16 protein-coding genes and 1 pseudogene are annotated in these 19,996 nt (G+C 51.9%); 3 read left to right on the top strand and 14 right to left on the bottom strand.

Annotation, left to right across the window (positions count from 1 at the left end):
* Positions 1-13: 13 nt before the first annotated feature.
* The 4 genes and pseudogenes from L9W92_RS00635 to L9W92_RS00650 form a co-directional block, all read right to left on the bottom strand.
* Positions 14-1,261, bottom strand: a complete 1,248-nt coding sequence (locus L9W92_RS00635) for a methionine gamma-lyase family protein (RefSeq protein ID WP_240081834.1) — start codon at positions 1,259-1,261, stop codon at positions 14-16.
* A gap of 1 nt (position 1,262) precedes the next feature.
* A pseudogene (locus tag L9W92_RS00640) lies at positions 1,263-1,661 on the bottom strand (stage V sporulation protein K); the annotation flags it as partial.
* Positions 1,633-3,330 carry a recombinase family protein gene (locus tag L9W92_RS00645; protein WP_312038041.1) on the bottom strand — a complete coding sequence of 566 codons (1,698 nt, stop codon included), beginning with the start codon at positions 3,328-3,330 and terminating at the stop codon, positions 1,633-1,635. The gene L9W92_RS00645 and the pseudogene L9W92_RS00640, both read right to left, overlap by 29 nt.
* A gap of 13 nt (positions 3,331-3,343) precedes the next feature.
* Entirely contained in the window at positions 3,344-3,568 is a 225-nt protein-coding gene (locus tag L9W92_RS00650; RefSeq protein WP_240081835.1) for a hypothetical protein, read from the bottom strand.
* Between the two features lie 169 nt (positions 3,569-3,737).
* Between L9W92_RS00650 and L9W92_RS00655 the strand changes: the two genes are divergently transcribed.
* Together L9W92_RS00655 and L9W92_RS00660 are read left to right on the top strand one after the other, a co-directional pair.
* The gene (locus tag L9W92_RS00655; RefSeq protein ID WP_240081836.1) at positions 3,738-4,121 is read left to right on the top strand and encodes a HEPN domain-containing protein; all 384 of its coding nucleotides are present in this window, start codon (positions 3,738-3,740) and stop codon (positions 4,119-4,121) included.
* Positions 4,097-4,432: a nucleotidyltransferase domain-containing protein gene (locus tag L9W92_RS00660; RefSeq protein ID WP_240081837.1), complete on the top strand. Its 336-nt coding sequence runs from the start codon at positions 4,097-4,099 to the stop codon at positions 4,430-4,432. Before L9W92_RS00655 ends, L9W92_RS00660 begins: the two co-directional genes overlap by 25 nt.
* Before the next feature lie 198 nt (positions 4,433-4,630).
* Here L9W92_RS00660 and L9W92_RS00665 read toward each other — a convergent pair whose 3' ends face one another.
* Positions 4,631-6,730, bottom strand: a complete 2,100-nt coding sequence (locus L9W92_RS00665; protein ID WP_240081838.1) for a RiPP maturation radical SAM C-methyltransferase — start codon at positions 6,728-6,730, stop codon at positions 4,631-4,633.
* Between the two features lie 228 nt (positions 6,731-6,958).
* Between L9W92_RS00665 and nlpM the strand changes: the two genes are divergently transcribed.
* On the top strand, positions 6,959-8,350 hold the full coding sequence (gene nlpM / locus L9W92_RS00670) for a nif11-like peptide radical SAM maturase (protein ID WP_240081839.1): 1,392 nt from the start codon (positions 6,959-6,961) through the stop codon (positions 8,348-8,350).
* Between the two features lie 103 nt (positions 8,351-8,453).
* On the opposite strand, the gene L9W92_RS00675 is transcribed toward nlpM, so the two are convergent.
* From L9W92_RS00675 to L9W92_RS00715, 9 genes are all read right to left on the bottom strand, one after another.
* Positions 8,454-8,675, bottom strand: coding sequence for a Nif11-like leader peptide family natural product precursor (locus L9W92_RS00675; RefSeq protein WP_240081840.1), 222 nt, complete (start codon positions 8,673-8,675; stop codon positions 8,454-8,456).
* Positions 8,676-8,744: 69 nt separating this feature from the next.
* A complete protein-coding gene (locus tag L9W92_RS00680; protein ID WP_240081841.1) occupies positions 8,745-9,821 on the bottom strand; it encodes a DUF7005 family protein in 1,077 nt (358 codons plus the stop codon).
* Between the two features lie 31 nt (positions 9,822-9,852).
* Positions 9,853-12,564 carry an NHLP bacteriocin export ABC transporter permease/ATPase subunit gene (locus L9W92_RS00685; protein ID WP_312038042.1) on the bottom strand — a complete coding sequence of 904 codons (2,712 nt, stop codon included), beginning with the start codon at positions 12,562-12,564 and terminating at the stop codon, positions 9,853-9,855.
* 28 nt (positions 12,565-12,592) lie between these two features.
* Positions 12,593-14,758, bottom strand: a complete 2,166-nt coding sequence (locus tag L9W92_RS00690) for an NHLP family bacteriocin export ABC transporter peptidase/permease/ATPase subunit (protein ID WP_240081842.1) — start codon at positions 14,756-14,758, stop codon at positions 12,593-12,595.
* A 26-nt stretch (positions 14,759-14,784) separates the two neighbouring features.
* On the bottom strand, positions 14,785-16,176 hold the full coding sequence (locus L9W92_RS00695) for an NHLP bacteriocin system secretion protein (RefSeq protein WP_240081843.1): 1,392 nt from the start codon (positions 16,174-16,176) through the stop codon (positions 14,785-14,787).
* A gap of 30 nt (positions 16,177-16,206) precedes the next feature.
* Positions 16,207-17,508 (bottom strand): dicarboxylate/amino acid:cation symporter, encoded by a 1,302-nt coding sequence (locus L9W92_RS00700; RefSeq protein ID WP_240081844.1) that lies wholly within the window; start codon positions 17,506-17,508, stop codon positions 16,207-16,209.
* Positions 17,505-18,449 (bottom strand): ABC transporter substrate-binding protein, encoded by a 945-nt coding sequence (locus tag L9W92_RS00705; protein ID WP_240081845.1) that lies wholly within the window; start codon positions 18,447-18,449, stop codon positions 17,505-17,507. The genes L9W92_RS00700 and L9W92_RS00705 overlap by 4 nt, the downstream gene beginning before the upstream one ends.
* 34 nt (positions 18,450-18,483) lie before the next feature.
* The gene (locus L9W92_RS00710; RefSeq protein ID WP_240081846.1) at positions 18,484-19,593 is read right to left on the bottom strand and encodes an ABC transporter substrate-binding protein; all 1,110 of its coding nucleotides are present in this window, start codon (positions 19,591-19,593) and stop codon (positions 18,484-18,486) included.
* Positions 19,594-19,597: 4 nt separating this feature from the next.
* Positions 19,598-19,996: a hypothetical protein gene (locus tag L9W92_RS00715; protein ID WP_240081847.1), complete on the bottom strand. Its 399-nt coding sequence runs from the start codon at positions 19,994-19,996 to the stop codon at positions 19,598-19,600.

Here is a 19,996-nt window from a genome sequence, read left to right on the forward strand (position 1 = left end):
TATCTACGCTTATTCAACCCAGCTTGAGAACCTCCCTGGCGGCGCTCAGCACGGCCAGCCTGACGTATTCTTTGGAAAGTCCTCCCTGGAGGTAAACAGCATAAGGCGGCCGGATCGGGCCGTCCGCGCTCAATTCCAACGAGGCGCCTTGAATAAAAGTGCCTGCGGCCATTATCACCGGGTCCCCGTAGCCGGGCATCGCGTTCGGCTCCGGCCGGACGTGTGAATCCACCGGAGAAGCCCCCTGCAGGCCACGGCAAAAGGCCACCATTCGCTCCGGCGCGCCAAGGCCAATAGCTTGTACAATATCACTGCGCTCCTCGTTATATTCCGGCATGACCGCGAATCCCAGCCTGTCAAAAAACCTTGCGGCGAACACCATGCCTTTGAGCGCCTCCGCGACAATGTGCGGCGCCAGAAACAAACCCTGAAACAGCAAACGCTGGGATTCCTGAGACGGCCCGACTTCCGCCCCGATTCCCGGCGCGCTCCAACGGTTGGCGGCGGCATCTACATACTTTTGCCTTCCCACTATGTACCCTCCGGTGGGAGCTATACCCCCCCCGGGATTTTTAATCAGCGATCCGGCCACCAAATCGGCGCCCGCTTCCACCGGTTCCTCATTTTCTACAAATTCACCATAGCAGTTGTCGACAAAAACAACCACGTCCGGTTTTTTTCGCTTGATGAAACCAATTAACTTTTTCATCTTACTGATTCCTAATGAGGGTCCCCACTGGTAGCCCCTGGAACGCTGAAGCATAACCATTTTTGTATTGTCTTTCATCGCCTTTTCGACGGCGGGGTAATTAATCCCGCCTCCAGGCAACAGCTCAACTTGTTTGTAGGTCACGCCAAACTCCCGCAGCGAACCGCTCGACTCCCCCCTGACGCCAATCATCTCACCAAGCGTGTCATACGGCTCGCCCTGAACTGAAAGAAGTTCATCTCCCGGCCGCAAAGTACCGTAAAGACATGCGGCAATGGCATGAGTACCCGATACAAACTGCCCCCTGACCAACGCCGCCTCCGCCCGGAAAACAGCCGCGTAAACTTCTTCAAGCGCGGCCCTCCCCTGATCTCCATAGCCGTAGCCGGTTGATCCTTTCAAATGGAATTCGCCAATTCGCACCCGCCGGAATGCCTCCAGCACCTTGACATGATTTTGTAACGCGATGTCTTCGATCAAGCGGTAAACCGGTTGCACTTCACAGTCCACCTCGGCGGACAACCTTTCCAGATCTTGGTTATTGCATGCCACTTCAATTCCCCCCCAGGTCCTCTCTGACAATCGACATCAGGTCGACGCGGCTCAACTCGCAGTTTTTTTTCATCAGGCGAACAGCCTGACGGCGGATCGCCCTTTCAATCAGGTTTCTTACCATGCGGGCGTTGCCGCTGTGTTCGTGCAGTTTATGCTCCTTTTCAATAAAAAATCGCAATTCGTCCCTGGCCCCGCCGGACAGGACATACTGCCTTTGCTGCAGCATCAGGTCGGCGATGGCGAGCAGTTCCCGGTTGCTGTAGTCGGGAAAAGATATATGAATGGGAAAGCGCGAACGCAGGCCGGGGTTTGTTTCCACAAACCAGTCCATTTCATCCTGATAGCCAGCCAGGATAAGAATCAGGCTGTCACGGTAGTCCTCCATGCTCTTGACTATAATGCACTATACTATGTTGATTGTTTAAAGCCTTTTCTATTTTAATATCTGGCTTCCACTTCGCCACAATCTCTATCTGATTCTCTTTTAAAGTCACTTTACTTATAAACATACGAACAAAAGCTCTTTTTGTTTCGAACTCCATTTTCTCTGATTCCAGGATATCCCTATACTCATTTATAGAATCTTTTATCGCTTGCAGTTCATTATATTTAGTCTTGGCTGCCTGTAGTGATTGGTCAGCATAGAACACTTCTTCTTGTAAGTGTTGGATTTGTTCCTGAATTGGCCGGACCATACTTTCAAGCCGTTCTTCAGATTTAATTAAGCCTTTTATGTAGAGGCTAAGGCATCTTCCTTCTTCTTCCCTTTTTTCCGAAATCGTTTTCTCCAGCCCCATCTTCTTTTTGTTTAGTTCGTCGATTTTTTTAATATCCTGCTGCTGCTTTATAATATCGGCAATGATGGCATCGGGGTCGTTTAAGTGGCTTTCAAGAAAACTCCAGACGTATTCGTCCACGACATCTTGTCTCCAGGACCGACCGTAACAAACATTCACCTTTTCACCCGTTCCTACCTTAAAAGATTTTCTGGTCTTCTGGCAGCAAGTATAATACCGGAGCTTTCTACCGCCCTTCAAGGTCGTAGGGGGCCCGGCAATGATAGCAGACCCACAACGGCCGCAGCGAGCGATCCCTTTTACGAGGTAATTATCCGATTGCCGGCCGCGGGCCCTCTTTTCCCGGCCTGTCATTTTCTCTTGCAGAGCTTGGTAAGTATCCTCATCTATGATTTTAGGAATAGAAATGCAAATCCATTCTTCTTTCGGTTTTGGAACTTGAATCTTTTTACCGTTTGTTTGTTTTACTTCGCTTCTGCCATAATAGAATTTACCCGTATAACATTCACGGCGGAGTATTCTACTTACTACAGCTTGATGCCATTTGTCCCCACCCCCGGGAGCAGGCACACCTCTTGTAGCTAATTCCCTGGCAATGCCGGAACAGGTCATTTCCTTCCCATTATCACCGTTTAAATACCAATCAACCATCAGCAGGTATATTTCGCTCTCAGTAGGGTTTATCACAAGTGTGTCCAGCTCTTTGTCAAAAGTATAACCGTATAGCCTTCGGAGTCCCGGGATTTTTCCGTTTTTGGCCTTTGTCATGCGGCCACGCCTTGAATTTGCGAGAATCTTAGCCTTATTATATTGGGCGATAGAACCCTGCAAATTAAAGAAAAGCATCGATTCCGGGTTATTCGGATCTACTTCCGGAGTCTCCACAAATTCAATATCACAACCAGACCCCCATATTCTGTCGGCAATCACATTTTGTAATTTAAGAAAGCGGCTCATCCGGTCCGGGTGAAGCATAATAATTTTTTTGCCTACCCCATTTTCAAGCAGAAAAAGAGCATGATTCATCCCAGGCCGGTCAGGGTTGTCACCCGACTCCCCAGGTTCTGTTATAACCATAACCCGGCCTTCATTATATCCAAATTTTTTCTTTGCTAACTCTACACAACGTTCCACTTGAGATTCTAGGGAGTAACCGTGTTTTGCCTGGTCAGCGGTGGAAACCCTGGCATATACAATAGCCTCGATCTTACCGATCAAGGCTAACAATTCATTACGTGTATAGTTTTTACCACCGATAACAGTCATCATTTGTTATCTACCTCTATAATTCATTATTTACATCGATTATATCATAGAGGCCGCTTTTGGAAAAAACCTGTTTTGGTTGTTTGCTCCTAAATTCCGGTTTGAGCAGTTTTTTTGTTATCAGGAGTCCCTCGAACAATGCCATTACCTCTGGGGAATGTAACAGCTCATCGAAAGTCGGCCCATTTTCATCGTAGACCACAACGACCTCAAATTGTTGGCTTTTTCTCCGGTTTGCCATTAGTCAATCCCCCCAATACAAATTATTAGAGAACAGGGTTGTCCTATTCTCGTTAGTTATTGAACATTGCTACATGAATAAAAAATCCCTGAGTTCCACCGGTTTTCGCAACCATTGATTTCAAATAAATACAATGATAAAATTAAAATAGAAAGGTGGAAATAACTGTATGCGCTCCAAGACTGCTGAATGGCTTGACCAGTCTCAATATGATTTAGATACGGCAGAAAGCATGTATCGTGCCGGAAGATATATCTATTCTATTTTTATGTGCCACCTTGCCGTCGAAAAAGCATTGAAAGCATTGGTCGTTGAAAAAACAGGCAAAGCCCCGCCTAAAACACATAACCTTATCAACCTGATGAAAATTGGTGATTCCAAACTCACCGATGCTCAAGTCAGGTTCGTCACACGTTTGAGCCTGGCCGGGGTCGTTACCAGGTACCCTGAAGAACTCAAAAGAACCATAAATGATTATCCGGCTTCAGTTACAGAAGCTTACCTGAAAAGTTCAAAGGATGTGGTCAAATGCCTAAAGCAACAAATAAAATAGCCAATATTGTCAAATCGTACTTGTTAGTTCTTGAGAAAAAGGGAGTACCTCTCCAAAAAGCATATTTATTTGGCTCCCAGACTAAAGGTACAGCTAGACCCTATAGTGACATCGATCTCATTGTCGTTTCCCCTGTTTTCGCCGGAATGCCACAATGGAAAAGATGGGAGATACTTGGCGACGCCCTGGCAGAAGTAATGGAACCTATTGATGTTCGAGGTTATGCGCCGGATGAAATTAGCCAGGGGCAAAAAGATAAAGCCAGCTTCATTTATGAAGTGCTAACTGAGCCTGAAACTATCACGATATAATCATTACACCAGCACTTAGGCTGGTGTTTTCCGAACCACACCTGCTTTAGATTTTGGGTTGCGCATTAAATCTAAGCATTACAAAAGGCCACAATCCCCAAACTGGGTTTATGGCCTTTTACCTTCTAAAGTGTATTCTTTTATATTTTTGCCGCGCCTGCCGGGGCCCGGCTAGTAAAGCCTCAAGTATCCATTAACTCAGCAATCCGCAGGTAAGTAGCGGCTGTCCAGCAATCCTTTGCCGGCCATGTCCTTTATATAAGATTTCATGAATTCAATTGGCCTTCCAAGCATTGATCCGCAATCAGCACTGATCCATCCATATGGATTCTGGTCTTCTGAAAGGTATTCCAAATACGGCTCTTCAACCGCCAGGGCCAACAATCGCTGATCAACGCGAACTAACAGCTTGCTGTCCAAAAGAGTCCGGAGCGCGGCATCAACGTCCGAACTGCTGAACCCTTTACCCAGGAGCATCTCGCGCACCTGTGTCTCATCCTCTGCCCGGTCGCAGGCCAGATACAGCTCCCGTTGCGCGCCATCAAGGCGGAAAGAAGGGGCGACTGCAACCGGACGGTTGTCACGCACAATAACTTGCTCGTCGTCTACCTTCATGCTTAGCACCGGCTTGTTCTGACTAATGGATGCCACAGACCACTGAAAAACAGCCCTTTGCAGGTTCCGTAACCCGGAGCGGTCAAATAAGACAGCCATTAACGGGTCATTTTTAAACTCATCCTCAAACGTGTAGGAAAGGTCGTTAATCGCGCCTGGATTTAATGGATAAATAAGGGTTTGTAAAGGTATGGCAGTCAATTTCAGGGAATAGTCAGCCGCCCGGTCGAAGTAGTGACTGTTCCGCTGGTACTGGACATTGTGTATTGTACAGGGCGGATTCAAATGTGTCAGAAGGGGTACTAATTCAGCCATCTCCTGGTACCAGCGATCCTGATCGCCCGGGAAGTCGTGCAAAATCCCCCAACTGACATTGATCCCAAACTGGCGGCACCATTTTAGCGTCTGGATGTTTTGCCAGGCGGCCACCCCCTTGTTCATCGCTTTCAGCGCCTCACTGTGCAGGCTTTCTATGCCCGGCTGGCACCAGGCGATACCGGCTTCGCGCATCATTTTGAAGTGCTTTTTGGACAAATTCGAGCGAATTTCGTAGAACATCTTGTAGGGAGCACCGCGGCGGATAAGCTCGGGAATCAGATCGCGAAAGTATCTCATATCCAGGATGTTGTCAAGAAACTCGAAATGCTCAACCCCGTAACGGCGGCTGAGCTCTTCCAGCTCGGCCAGAACCCCCGCGGCCGGGCGCGAACGGTAGGGAATGCGCGGCGTATTGAGTCCGCAAAATTTACACTTACCGTGCCAGCAGCCCCGGGAAGCCTGGATTGGCAGGCCTGGGCGGACAATTTTGCCCATTGCGGGCAGGGATCTGAGCGTGTCAAAGTAATCTTGATAGACGGGGGTTATCTGACGTTCAAAGGAACCAGCCACGGCACGCGGGAGCCCCTCATCCCCGTTCTGCTTTGCTCCCGGGTAGCCGAACTGCCGGTGCGGGGGGGCAAATACACCCTCGGGCAAAGCTTCGGGAGGAATCCGGCGGCCGAATTCAAATATGCTTTTAGCAAGCGGCAATATGAGATCTTCGCCCTCTCCGGAGACTACAAAATCGACCCACGGGAAATGCTGGTGAGTCGCGCGTCCCATGACTGTTTCACAGTCCGCCCCTCCCATTATGGTGATAACATCCGGGTTAAGCTCACGTATCTTCCTGAGCAAGGCCAAGGATGGCACTCTCTGAAACAAGCTTGAGGTGCAGCCGACGATACGCGGAGACAGTTTGAGAATTTGCGCCGCCAGGCGGGTGGTAAACCTTTCCGCCTGCAGACGAATGAAACGCAGCTCGGCGCGGCACTCCTCCAGGCTCTGCTTGCGCAACCCGCCTATTCTGGCGTGGATTTCACCGACAAAATGATTTTCATCAGGCTGGAACTCCGGAAAAGCTGTGGCGGCAAATGACCATTCGGCCAGCGGCAGGTGACTATCCCCCGGGTGGTTTCGCTCGTATAATGCCACCCCGAGTTCCTCGCAGAAGAGGAGGTTGGCGTAAATGCTCCTGGCCTCGATGCCCCCTTCCATCAGCACGGCCTGCAGCAACCCCAGGGCCAGTGAGGGCAGTTCCGGATCACAGTAGGGCATGCATACCAGGCAAACGTCCGCAGGCGCCAGGGGCAACCGAAAGTTTTCTCCGGCCAAATTGCCGGCAGGGCTGCTTACTCCGCAAGTCAAACTTTTTACCTCCTCATCAGCTCTCGTCCTTCAAACCATCTTCCGGCAGGAAAACATTATCACATTCCTGGCTATGAAGATTGCCTTTTGCTCGATGGTAAAATTCAATTTTACCATCGTTTCTTTAAGTTAATACGACAAATAAAAGAAAGCATTACACCCTTTCTGTAATGAACTTTATACTTAAACGTATAAAAAATATATAACCGAAAAAGAGAGGACGATATTATGGACAAAAACGATATAATGCCGTTTCACTTATTTAATCATCAGGGCAACCACTATATGATAAATATTGAAAACATGCGCGCAAGCTCTGTAGAAGAGATAGACGCCCAAACCCTTAACATGATTGTCACTGAGCCAAAAGTGTCATTGACTGCCGGCCTGGAAGCAGACCTTAAAAGGCTCGAATTAATTTTTGAGGCAGGAGAGAAAAGCAGAAAAACCGCAAGAAGAGAATCCTTTTCCCTTGTCAAAATGATGCTCTTCCTGACCCAATCTTGTAATCTTAAGTGCACATACTGTTATGGAGACGGCGGGAAATACGGCGCCGGAGGCAGCATGGATGAAAAGACCGCCTTTCAGGCCGTGGACTGGCTGCTGGAGCAATCGGGTAAAATGAAAAAACTGCACATCTGCTTCTTGGGAGGGGAACCTTTGCTAAAATTCCCTCTGATGAAAGCAGTCGTGGATTACGCCGAAAAAAGAGTTCCGGAGGCGGAAAAGGAGGTCGATTTTGAGGTTATCACCAATGCCACCCTTTTGGATGACGAAAAAATCACCTTCATAAAAGAACACGGGCTATCCGTTGCCGTCAGTTTTGACGGCCCCAAGGCGGTGCAAGACGCTCAGCGGCCCTACGCAAACGGCGAAGGATCTTATGATTCCACCGTGCCCAAAATAAAAAAGCTGCTCGCAGTATTGCCCGAAGCCTCCGCCCACGCCGTAATCGTCGGGGATACCGGTCCCCAACTCGTCAAAGAAGCGCTGCAAAAAATCGGTTTTGCGGAAATAACCATTACGCCGGCCTCTAAATCCCTTTTTGCAGCAGAACCGGGCAAAACAAACCCGGCGCGGGACACTTGGCATCTCCTGCGGGAGTTGGAACAAGAGTCGGAAACATGGATACGCCTTACCCGAAGCAGAGATGCCGCGGCGTTGCGGAGCCTCATGACTAGGAGCGGATTATATCAAGGGCTGATTTCCCTGCTTCATAATCGCAAAAGACTTTATGCCTGTGATGCCGGCCTAAGGGTTGCAGGTGTTTCCTGTGCCGGGGATGTGTATTTGTGCCACCGTTTCGTGGGTAGGGACGAGTATAAATTGGGCAGTATCTTCGCCAAAGACCTGAACAGAGAAGTATATCAAAAAAGCCCTACGACAGACAATGCAGTTTGCGCCCCCTGCTTTGCCAGATATTACTGCGCGGGTGGCTGCAAGCATGATCACGCGGGTTCCACCGGATCGGCGGCATTGCCGTCAGAGGACCTGTGCCGGCTGAGATGCCGGGAACTTGAGCTGGCGGCGGCCGTTATTTGCCGCCTGTCGCCTGAGGACCGGACTTTCCTTATCGAAAACCATATATTCACTCCCAAGCCATGCCCGCTTGATTTTTAGAAAGATGATTCAAAAAGCAATCCCGTATCACTATCAAAGTGGTACGGGATTGCTATTTAAGTCAGATTTTTAGAAATGTTAATGCTTAACTACAACTCAAATTTTAACCAAACATTAATAAGCAGCCACCACCGGCCACAGCATCCAGTTCGTCATCACTTAACTCCGTTTGGACCCCCTTAATCTCTTCAGCCGTAAAATCAAAACCCGATGCCTTCGCGAACGCCAGGCGGGCCTCAGAATCTTTACATTCCTTTACCTTTTGGGCAAACGCCTCATCTGTCTTGACTTTTTCAATAAACTTCTTTGCCGATTCAACACTCATTTTATCACCTCCTTTACTTTTCAAAAGTTAATACGTCGGACCCTTTAAGGTATTACATATTAAAACGTTTTATAGTAATTTTTCCTTTATGCCCTCGGATGCCAGCTCAATTAAATTCATCTTAGACATGGCCAGCAACATTCTATATTTTCCCTCACCCTGATAAACTCCCGGGACATACTTTTCACTGTAGGTTTCCAGATTCTGGGCCGCATTTTTAATATAAGACTTTAACGCCTCAAAAGCCGCGCCGGATAATTCCTTGTTTTTTAAGTAATTAACCAGCCTTCCGCCTGAACGAAAAGCAGGATAATTTTCCAGGCCCATGAAGCAGAGAAACCAGTGTGCTATGTACCTGCCCACGGCAGCAACGATACCCATGTAATCGGCAATCAGCTCGTCCAGCAAATGGTCGCGGGCCGAGCCGAAAAAACGCAGCGTGCAGTAGTGCGTGGCTTCATGCTCCCGGCGAATGACCAGGGATAACCGCCGCCACTCATCCCCGGCAATGCCCAGCATCCCGGCGGGAACATTACTGTATTCCATGTCGCTCAATATTATAAAAGTGTCCCGGTATAATTCCGGCTGAGATTTCATCTTTGCAAATTCCAATTCCCACAAAAAGTCCATGTTTTCTTCATAACCGTTGTCACTATGCCATTTTTCCTTATACTTTTTTACCCTGGCCCAATTGTTATAGCCTTTAATCATACACGCCCCCATGGACGGCGGTATCGATACAGGCTCGTTCTTGTAGAGAAACACACGTACCAGGGCCTCAAAATCGTTTCTGTTTCCTACCTGGATTACTGGTATTCTGCCGGCAATTGTGCGGCAAAGATATACTTCCAGATGATCGGGTTCTTCCAGTTCAACCCCTGTCGCTCCCGGCATCGAGAGGGCGTCCATCCCTCTCCTGGTGGCCAGCTGATAATCGGAGTTTTTACTCATGCCTGCTTCAACCGGAAAATTAAGCTGCACCAGTTTTTTTTGCAGTACGGCCAGGGCGCCCAGCCGGGGAATATCCTTTATATACTCCTCCCAATCCGCCACAAAGAGTTCATCCGTCAAAGGAATCTCCCGCCACGGTTTAACATGGGTATGATTGAAATGATTCTCTTTGAGAAACGACAATTGTTCTGGCAATGCCCACACTCCTCTACTGTCAACGGCCGACTTACGCCAGCTGCCGCCTGGCCAGATCGGCAAACACTCCGTTCATATTCATTAACTCTTCATATGGCCCGTCTTCAATAATTCTCCCTTTATCCATGACGATGATCCGGTCACAATTGACAATGGTGCTCAATCGGTGGGCAATTACGACTCTGGTAGCCTTCAGCTCGTCCAGACTCTGGCTGACTATGGCCTGAGTCTTGTTGTCCAGGGCGCTGGTAGCCTCGTCAAAATATATTATTTTAGGCCTGTTGACAATGGCGCGGGCGATCAGCAGCCGCTGCCGCTGGCCGCCGGACAGGGTGGTCGCCCCCTCGCTGAGGATGGTGTGCATGCCCATGGGCATCTCTTTTATGTCTCTGTCCAGCCCGACCATTTTTGCCGTTTCCCAGGCGTCATCAATGGTCAAGTTGGGATTGGACCCCACTATATTGGTGAATATATCCCCCGCCAGAAGCTTCCCGTTCTGGAGAACAACTCCCAGCTGCCGGCGCAGTTCGCGTATGTCCACTTTCTCAATGTCATGCCCGCTGTAGTATATCCGGCCCGCTTCAGGTTTTTCAAAACCCAGCACAACCCTGAAAAGGGTGGACTTGCCGCTGCCCGAGGTCCCCACCAGCCCGACGTATTCCCCCTCTTTTATATGCAGGGACACGTCGTTGAGGATCAGCGGGCCGTCCTCCTTGTAGCGGAAATTAAGGTGGCTGACCTCAATGGAACCGGAAAGTTCACCCGGATCGACCTTCGCTTCGTCGTACTCCGGCATTGCCTCCAATATGGGACCGGCCCGCTCAAAGAGGGGAACCACCCTGAATATCTCCACCAGTATTTGCGACAACTCAATCATGGCCACAAAAAAGCTGGTGAACGCCGCATTAAAAGCGATGAATTGACCGGGGGCCAAGGTGCTGGCTGTGGAAGCGGCCACGTTATAAAATATAACCATGGAAGCGACCACCGGAAAAACTGCATTGAATGTCTCCAACCAACTGCCGATAATCTCTTTATTGAAGGTAATTTTCCTCTGCCGGCTGAATTCCCCGGACCATTGGTAAAAAGCCCTGCTTTCGGCGCCGGCCACGCGAAATTTGGCCACTCCCCCGAAAAACTGCAAAACCAATCCGGAGATTCTGTTTGAGATATCAACCACCTGCCGCTCATACCCGGTCATGATACGCCCTAAAGAGTACGTAACGGCAATTGCCAAAGCCAGTAAACAGACGGCCAGGACGGCCAGCTTAACATTATAGTAAAAAAGAAGGATTAAGTTAAAGAACGAAAATATGCTGGTGAGAATTGTCGCTACCATGGTTTCCGACACAATTGTCCGGATCTGGGTAATGGCCATGGCCCGCATGGCCAGCTCCCCGGAAGTGTAATCTCTGAAAAAAGGCACCGGCAGGCTCAGGACCCGGTCCCAGATCGCAGCCTGAATGGAACCGTCCATTTTTCCCAATATGCGCTGCATGGCAAAAGACCTGATCAGCTGAAAAAACATTGCGGCAACGGCGCTGGCTGCCAGGAAAAAGGCGACATGTATGAGCTGGACCTTTTCTCCCCCGGGAATAACGGTATCAAACACTATTCCCGTGGCGACAGGCACGACTATGCCCAGCAGTCCGCCCAAAATCCCCATTAAGGACACCATTGCAAAGTCCTGCCGCCAGCAGTTTTCCCGTCCGAATACCAGAACGTCGGACAGCTTCATGGCCTTATCCGGAAAAGGGCGGTAGAAGGTGAAGGCAAAGGGCTTAACCTGGCGGGCTGTCTCAAAATCGACCCGGACCTTTATTTGACGGGCCGGATCATGGATCTCGTACAGTCCCGGTGACAGGGGAATCAGCGCCACCGGCCGGCTGTCGTCCTCCAGGTAAGCCAGCAGGGGGCCGTTGTCCTGCTTCCACCACTCCTCTTTTAAAAGCACCTTGCGCAGCCGTACGCGAGACGCGTAGGCTATATCCCCCAGCGGGTCCTTTGAAGATTCCTTTCTGTCCTGCGGAGGCGGCACTATTTTTAGTTTCAACGAATGACCTACCAGCCGGCAGGCGTCAAGGAGGTCATCGCCGGAAAATTCCTCCCCGACCGGAGCCGCTATTCCCGGCTGCACTGCGGCCAGCAGCCGGCGCAGGGCACTTTCCATCAAACGCCGGTCATTCTTAGACTTGTCGTGAAAGCGCCGATTATCCGCCCGCTCCCTTTCCCGGCGGCGGTCCAGGGCCGCCCTGACGGCGCGGCTGTGAAATTCGGCAAGGCCCGTCAGGGATCCTTCAGCACCGGTCTCTCCGACCCAAAACATCCCGCCGGACCACACAATGCCGGACGGCATGGCTGCAGCGGTACTTTCAGCAAGGGACCCGGCCCAGCGGCTGACGGCGCTTATAAAAACATCCCTTTGGTCCGGGTGGGCAGCGGCCTCCAAAAACCTTGCCCAGCTCAGTTGCAGCATATTAGTGCCGGTAAGACCTGTCGCCATCAGGCACAATGCTTGCTCATCGCCCTCGGGCCTGACACCCAAAAGTATATCTCCCGGCCCCGCTTCAAAAAGAAAGTCCCTCGCGCCAACCGCCTCACCGCCAGAAGCAAAGACGGTAAACACGGTCACCTTTCCACGCTCTACCATCCATAAATACCCTGGATCGGTCATTAGAAAGGGCTTGTTTCCCTCCACCGCAATTGCCTTTCCTTCTTTTTGAAACACTTCCGGTACGGTCACAGGATCACTTCCCCCCTTCAACAGTCTCCTAGGCTGTACTGATGAGCTCGGCATAATATCCGCCTGTTTGCATCAGCTCTTCGTGGCTGCCGCGCTGCACAATTTTCCCTCTGTCCAAGACTATAATTTCATCGCAATCCCGGATGGTGCTGAGGCGGTGGGCCACAATCACACAGGTGCAGCCCCTGCGCCTGATGCTCTCGTCCACCAGTTTCTCGGTCAGGGGGTCCAGGGCGCTGGTGGCCTCATCCATTACCAGGATGGACGGGTTGCCGGCCAGGGCGCGGGCGATTTCCAGCCTCTGCCTCTGCCCGCCGCTAAAATTGCTTCCCCCTTCGCTCAGCATGCTGTCGTAGCCGCCCGGCCTGCAGGTAATATCATCGTGAATGCAGGCGTCCTTTGCCGCACGGACAAGGTCAAGCTCAGCAATGGTTTCGTCCCAAAGGGTAATATTGTCCCGGATTGTTCCCTGAAACATGGAAATGTCCTGGTCAACCATGGCCAGTGAACTGGTAAGCACCACCCGGGGGATATCTTGCCTGGCCTGCCCGTCGAATAATATCGCCCCGGACCACGGTTTAAACAAGCCTGTGATCATTTTGGCCACTGTGGACTTGCCGCTGCCCGACCCCCCCACCAGGGCCACCCTCTGCCCCGGCTTTAACAGCAGGTTAAAGTCTTCTATCAGGGGCGGCTCCAGCGGGCTGTAGCCAAAGCTTACCTTCCGAAGCTCGACATATCCGGCAAGCTTCCGGTAGGTCCCATCCGGAGTATCTTCTTGAATATCTGCCCGGGCCTGCTCATCAACCGGGTATTTCAGCACATCGTCCAGGCGGCACATATCAGCATTCATCTCCTGTAATTGCACGCCCAATCCCACCAGTCCGATAACAGGCGTCATAAAGCTGGCCATCAGGCTTTGAAAGGCCACCAGTCCGCCTATGGTCAATCCCCCGTTTAAAATTATGAAGCCGCCTATAATCAGAACCACTGCGTTGGTCAAAGCGGACAGGAATACAGGAATGGCCGAAAGGTACTGGTTGGTAACACCCATCTGCTGTTCCGCGTTTAACGCCTTGGCCTGGTACCCCGACCACTTGGCGAAAAAATCTGATTCAGACCCGGTGGCTTTCAGGGTTTCAATAACCTGCAGTCCCGACATGGCCGCGCCGATAATCTTTCCGCGGTCCTGCTGGAGCTTCCGGTTCAGGTCCACCCTCTTTGCCGACACATATCTCAGGTAGAGTATGTTAACAATGGCCACGGCCACCCCCACCAGCGACAGCGGCAGGCTGTACTGAACCATCAGGACGAAGTAAAAAACAATCATGATCAGGTTAAGGGCATTAGTGGCCAACTGGCCGGACAGCAGCATGGCCACTTTGTCGTTGCTCTGCATGCGGGAGCTGATATCGCCCGCATAACGCTGGCTGAAGAACTCCACCGGCAGGCGGAGCACATGCCATAGAAACTGCCCCGAGGTGGTCAGGGCAATTTTGGTCTGAAGCTTTAAGAGGTAATATTTTTGCATCCAGGTCAGAATCCCCCGCAGCAGACCTGTCAGGCTCATGCCCAGCAGGAGGGGGACCAGCCAGGTTTGCCTGTTGGCCAGCAATATGTCATCAACGAATATTTTGGAAAACACCGGAATAAGCAGGCCGGGCATAACCAGAGCCAGCCCAACCAGGATAACGTAGGTAAGGGCGATTTCCGACCCCTTCAGCCTTTTCTTTAAGGCGGTTACCATACTGGGCTTTTCTCCGCCTTTTATGAAATCCGGACCAGGGTTGAAGGCCATTACCACCCCGGTAAAGGACTGGTCGAATTCCTCTTCCGAAACTGTTCTTGGCCCCATTGCGGGATCGTTAAGAAACACCTTCCCGTTTTGAAACCCCTCCAGCACCAGAAAGTGATTGAAATTCCAGTGAATGATCAGGGGAAACTCCATTTTTTTTACGGAATCGGGCTCTTGCCGGTACCCCTTTGCTTCCAGCCCGTATTTTCTGGCCGCCTTCAGCACGTTGCTGGCCTTGCTGCCGTCGCGGGAAACCCCGCAGTCCAGGCGAAGCTCTTCAAGAGGTATGTATCTCCCCCAGTACGCCAGGATCATGGCCAGGGAAGCAACCCCGCACTCCACCGCCTCCATCTGCAGCACGGTGGGCACCTTGACCCGTTGTTGCCGTTTTTCCTTCATCACCAATACCCCCGTCCGCCAGCCAATCAGTAAATTGAGAGGGCTTTCTTAGCCATTGGTACCACCATGCTGATCGGCCGCCGCTCACTTACTGACACTGTACCGGCACAAAATGTGCCGCTGTTTATTTTCAGCGGCGGCCCCTTTGATGAAGACCACTTATAGCCGCTCACGGTGCTCTCGTCTGTAATTACGTCAATATGCACCTCCAGCGGGGAGCCCTCTTCGGACAGCCTGGACACAAGTTCCCGGCTTCCCAGGGAAGTCATCATTCCCTGGGCGGTGGCGGGGTATTCGGAAACCGAAACCACCCTGCCCAGCATAAATCCGTATTCTTCCTTTTTAACCGTGCTGGGGCTGATCTGGGCCTCCATGCCCGGCTTGATATTTTTGCCCTCTTCGGCCTTAACATAAAGAACCACTTCCAAATTAATCGTATTTCCCATACGCTCCAGGCTGACCAGATTCGCCCCCGGCGCAATCATGTCTCCTTTCCTGGCCTGTACCTCCAGTACCCGGCCGTCGACCCGCGAAACAACTTCCGTCTTCAAATTGAGGTCGTCCTGCAGTTGACTGATTTTCTTTTCGGTTTCAACTATCTTCATCGCCTTTGTGGTGACGAACTGCTCCTCCAGGAGCTGCACGTTAAGCTGCGCCTGCTGCAGTTTTTCTTTATAGGTAATGATAGTTTCCTGCCACTCTCCAGCCGACAGCTTGGCCAGCTCCTCCTCCGCCGTCCGGACCTCCAGGCGGGCCAGCTCCAGGTCCTTTCTGGCATTAGTCAACTCAATTTCGGTAACCGCGCCGTTTTTATACAGATTGTCAAGCTTATCTACATAGTCCTGCTTATTTTTTTCGTTGACCCGGGCCTGCTCCAGGCTGATCTTAGCGCTCTCTATTTCATATTGTCTTCCCGATACCGCGCTTTTATAGTTGGCCTCTTCGTACGGCAAAGACGACCTGGCCTCTTTAATTCTTCTAATCAAGTCGTACAGATCGGACAGGTCCGACCCCAGGTCTCCTTCGTTCGGGTTGGCATCTGATACTTCAAGCTTTTTCAGACGCTCAAGCCCGGCCTTCAGGTCGTTGATCTGCGTAACCAGATCAGGCTGCTCGATCCTTGCCACCACGTCGCCCCTTTTCACTACATCACCCACCGAAACTCTTAAATCAGAAATCTGCCCGCCCGCGGGATGAGCTATATTGTACATTCCGAAACTCTTAATAATAATGCCCTGCCCGTTAACCTTGAGCGGCACTCTGCCCAGGATGCCCCATAAGAGGGACGTGGCCAGGATACAGCCAATAGCGATCAGGGCATACCATGCCCGCGGAGTGGTTACCGAAAACAGCTGGTCGAGCTGCTCCGGAGACGAAAGCCTCTCCAGCGACACCTTGCGAAAAATTCCTCCGCTCAACCGCGAACCTCCTCTCAAAACACCGGGGTTTTACATTGACCCCGCAACCGGCGTTCTCCTTGTCCCCTGTCTTTCCCGCGCTATTAAAATGGTAGCGGCACAGGTTAAATGAATATTGATAATGGTAAGCATTGGGTCGATGATGGCGTTTACGGCCAGCAGCAGCACAATAGCCGCCCCGGCAGGCAGACCCAGGGGGGTCAGGACAATGGCAATCATGGAAAGGGCCACCACGCCGGGCGCTCCCGCGCCGGCCACGGCGGCCAATACTGAAACAAGCAATATGAAAAAGTATTGGCTAAAGCCGGCCTGCATATCGTAAAGCTGGGCCATGAATACCGCGCCGATGGTGAAGACCACCACCATGCTGAACCGGCAGATGACAATGCTCAGCGGCACCACCAGCTTGATCAGGTTTTGGTTCAGTCCGAAATTATCCCTCAGTTTGCTGAACACCGACGGCATGGCGGCATAGCTGCTGCAAGTGCCGAAGGCTATGATGAGAGGTTCCCTAAGGTCCCTGAATGTCTGTAGAAACGGCTTCCCGGCGGCTCTGGAAATCACCGCGGACCCCAGCAAAACCAGGGCAAGACCGGTAACATGGATAATCACCACAAATTTGGTCATGGCCTTAAGAATCTCAACGCCGGCCTGGGCGATCTGGCCGGCCAGCATGCAGAACAGCCCCAGGGGGAGAACATACATAGCCAGTACAATAATCTTTTCAAAGGCTTTAAAAATCACCTCAGTGATGTCCAGCAGATAACCGGCTTTTTCCGAGGGCAATATTCCCAGCGTCAGCCCCAAGATAATGGAAAAAAACAGGATCTGCAGGTTTTTCCCCTCGTAAAGGGCATTGAAAATATTGGCCGGAATGATCATTTTCAAGAATTCGTCGAGCCCGAAGGAATCCTTTTCACCGTCGTTTTCACCGGAATTGTCCCTCTCATACTGCATCAGCACCTTCCCCAGCCTGTCCTGGGACTGGTGTTCCAGCCGGCCGGGCTTGCCGGCAACCGCCGCGAAGATACCGACGAAGCTGGTGATCAGCAATCCCAGCAGGAAAACAACAATTATGCGTCTTAAAAGGAAACTTACTTCCCTGGCCCTGAACAGCCGGCCGAAACTGGTAATGACAGCCGTGATCATGATGGGAATAACGCACATGCTTAAAAAAGACAGGTAGGCATCACCCAGGGGGGCTGCTTTGAGAGCCATGTCTTTGTTAAACAGCCCGGTCATAATGCCGGAAGCCATGCCGAGTATAATCACCCATGGGTTTTTCAGGCAATCCCAACTGATCCCGGACCTCTTTCCATCTGGCTGCCTCATTTGGCCCCTCCGCTGTATTCGGCCAGTTGCTGGTCAATTTGCAGATCCTGTTTCATAATATCCAGGTACAGGTTTAGCCAGGCCAGGAGTTGCCCGTCCTCCGGCGCCACCGCCATGGCGATGGGATCGACGCGGTCCTTGATCACAAACAGCTTGGCGTAAATAGAAAGACTTGGATTTTTATCAATCGCGTTTCTTAGCTCAAACTCGTCGTAAAAAGCCGCCGGCACTGTTCCTTCCTGTACGGCTGCAATTAGCTCCTCCAACTCAGTGAAGGATATGATTTCAGCATGCGGGAATAGATTCCTGCCATACTCCACGTATGAAGTGTTCTCACGCACCCCTATTTTCTGCGCGGCATTAATAATCAGGTCCAGCGGCTCCCCGTCCGGGTGCTTTGCTTCCAAAGCCGCCAGGGCCATGCGGTTTACCAGCAAGGCCTGCTTGAAAACCGTATAGGGCTGGGTATAGCGGACTTTTTGGGCACGTGAAAGCGTTACGCTCAATTTAGAAACGGCTAAATCGGCCTGGCCGGAAGCCACCCGGTCGACAACCTCGTCGAAGGACCCGGCCTGGCGGTCAAAAACCACGTCCACCTCCAGCCACCGGGCTATGTCCCGGGCCAGCGCGGCATCGATTCCCGCCAACCGCCCGCTGTCGTCGTTATAAAAAAAGGGGGGCCGGTCCTGCCGGAACATGGCCACCGTGAGCCTGCCCTTTTCTTTAATGCGCCTGATGTCCGGCGGCAGCAACGAAAGTTCACGCTCAGTCAAATTTTTAACGGCCGGCGGCTGCACAGCCGTTTTCGCGGAAACCTCTTCAGTGTCCCTGAGATTTTTTGGGCCGTCCCCGGGAGCGGTTTGGCCGCACCCCGCCACGGAGACAGCCGCCAGGCAGAAGACGGCGAGAAGGATAAAACAGGTTGTCCTGACCTTGAACATTATTACCCCCGGGTTCAGGCTGTCAGCCGCTTTTTTATAACTGAAGCTCTCCGTCCCGCAGGACCTTGATCACCACAAGATCTCCCACGTCATTGCCGTACTGGTCGAAGGAATGATAGCCGGACACTCCCGGCCAATTTTTCAATTCCCGCAGAGAAGCGGCCAGGGCCGCGGCATCCGCGTCACCGGCCTGCCCGATGGCCGCCGCCAGCAGCTTAACGGCATCGTAGCCCTGGGCGGCATATGCGCCGGGCGGCTCATTGTATTCTTTGGTAAAAGCTTCCACAAACTTTCTTACTTCCTCCCGGTTCTCGTCCGGATTAAAAATAGTGCCCACCACGGTTCCCTCCGCCGCCTTGCCGCCTATCTCATATAACTGGGGAGAGTCCATGGCGTTGCCCGCGTAATACGGGACGGAGATACCCACCCGGCCCCCGTCGGCTATGAATTCAGCGCCCGCCGGCATGGCGGCGGCAATAAATATGCCGTCGTAGTCCAGCGCCTGCCACTTATTGCGCAGCCTTTCCAGATCTTTCAGGTCGCCGTAGTATGAAATACGGTCAACCACTTTTAGGCCGGCTTCTTTGGCCTGGTCTTCGAATGAATTAGCCAGGCCCATCCCGTAAGAATCCTCGGAGTAATAAATAACCATCCGTTTATGACCCTGCTGAGAACAAAAAGCAGCCATCTTTTTGGCTATTTCATCATCGCTGGGCAGACTGCGGAATACAAACCGGTAACCCTTGCTGGTCAGTTCCGGCGCGGTGGAAGCCGGGGAAAGCATAACAAGTCCCGCTTCTTCGTATATTCTGGAGGCGGGAATGGAAACAAAGGAATTCCTGTGCCCGATTACCGCCGCCACCTGCCGCTCCCCGGCAAATGACTGAGCCACGGCCATTCCTGCCGCCACCGAGGCCTCATCGTCCTTCATCACCAATTTAATATTACGGCCTTTGATGCCGCCGCCCTGGTTAATCTCCTTGGCGGCCAGCTCAACTCCCTCTCTGAACATGCTGTTGTTGGACGCAAAAGGCCAAGCCACGCCTATGGCGATGTCCCCCTTGTTTTTTGTCCCCAGGCAGCCTGTGGCCAGGACCGGCAAAAGCAGGACCAGTACAAACGCCATAAAAACGATTTTTTTCATCGATTCATCCTTTCGGGTGCAAGCCCCTGGGCCGCCCGCAGTCCGGGCAGATGCTGCCCTTTATGTCAGATGCGCTCCGGCGGCAGCCGAATACCGCGGCGCTATCGCCCTGTGCCTCGCTGCCGATTCCGGCCGCTACCATATCCAGCTGATCATCATCCAGCTCACCGCTGTCCCCAAGCCCTCCGGCGCGGCCGGCCAGCCTGTCCAGCAAGGATCGCCGGAGTTCCTCCCGTATTCCGCACTGGCCGGTCAGGACCGCCGACACCATGAATCTGGCCAAATCAAGGTCCTTTATATATTCTTCCGGCACCGGCCCGGCAGGGATTATCTCTTCCGACGGATTCCGAATGATCCTGTCCGCGTCGAGGCTGAAACGTTCGGCAAGTTCTTGCTCATTCAT

Source organism: Pelotomaculum terephthalicicum JT, from assembly GCF_022410535.1.
Lineage (GTDB): Bacteria > Bacillota > Desulfotomaculia > Desulfotomaculales > Pelotomaculaceae > Pelotomaculum_D > Pelotomaculum_D terephthalicicum.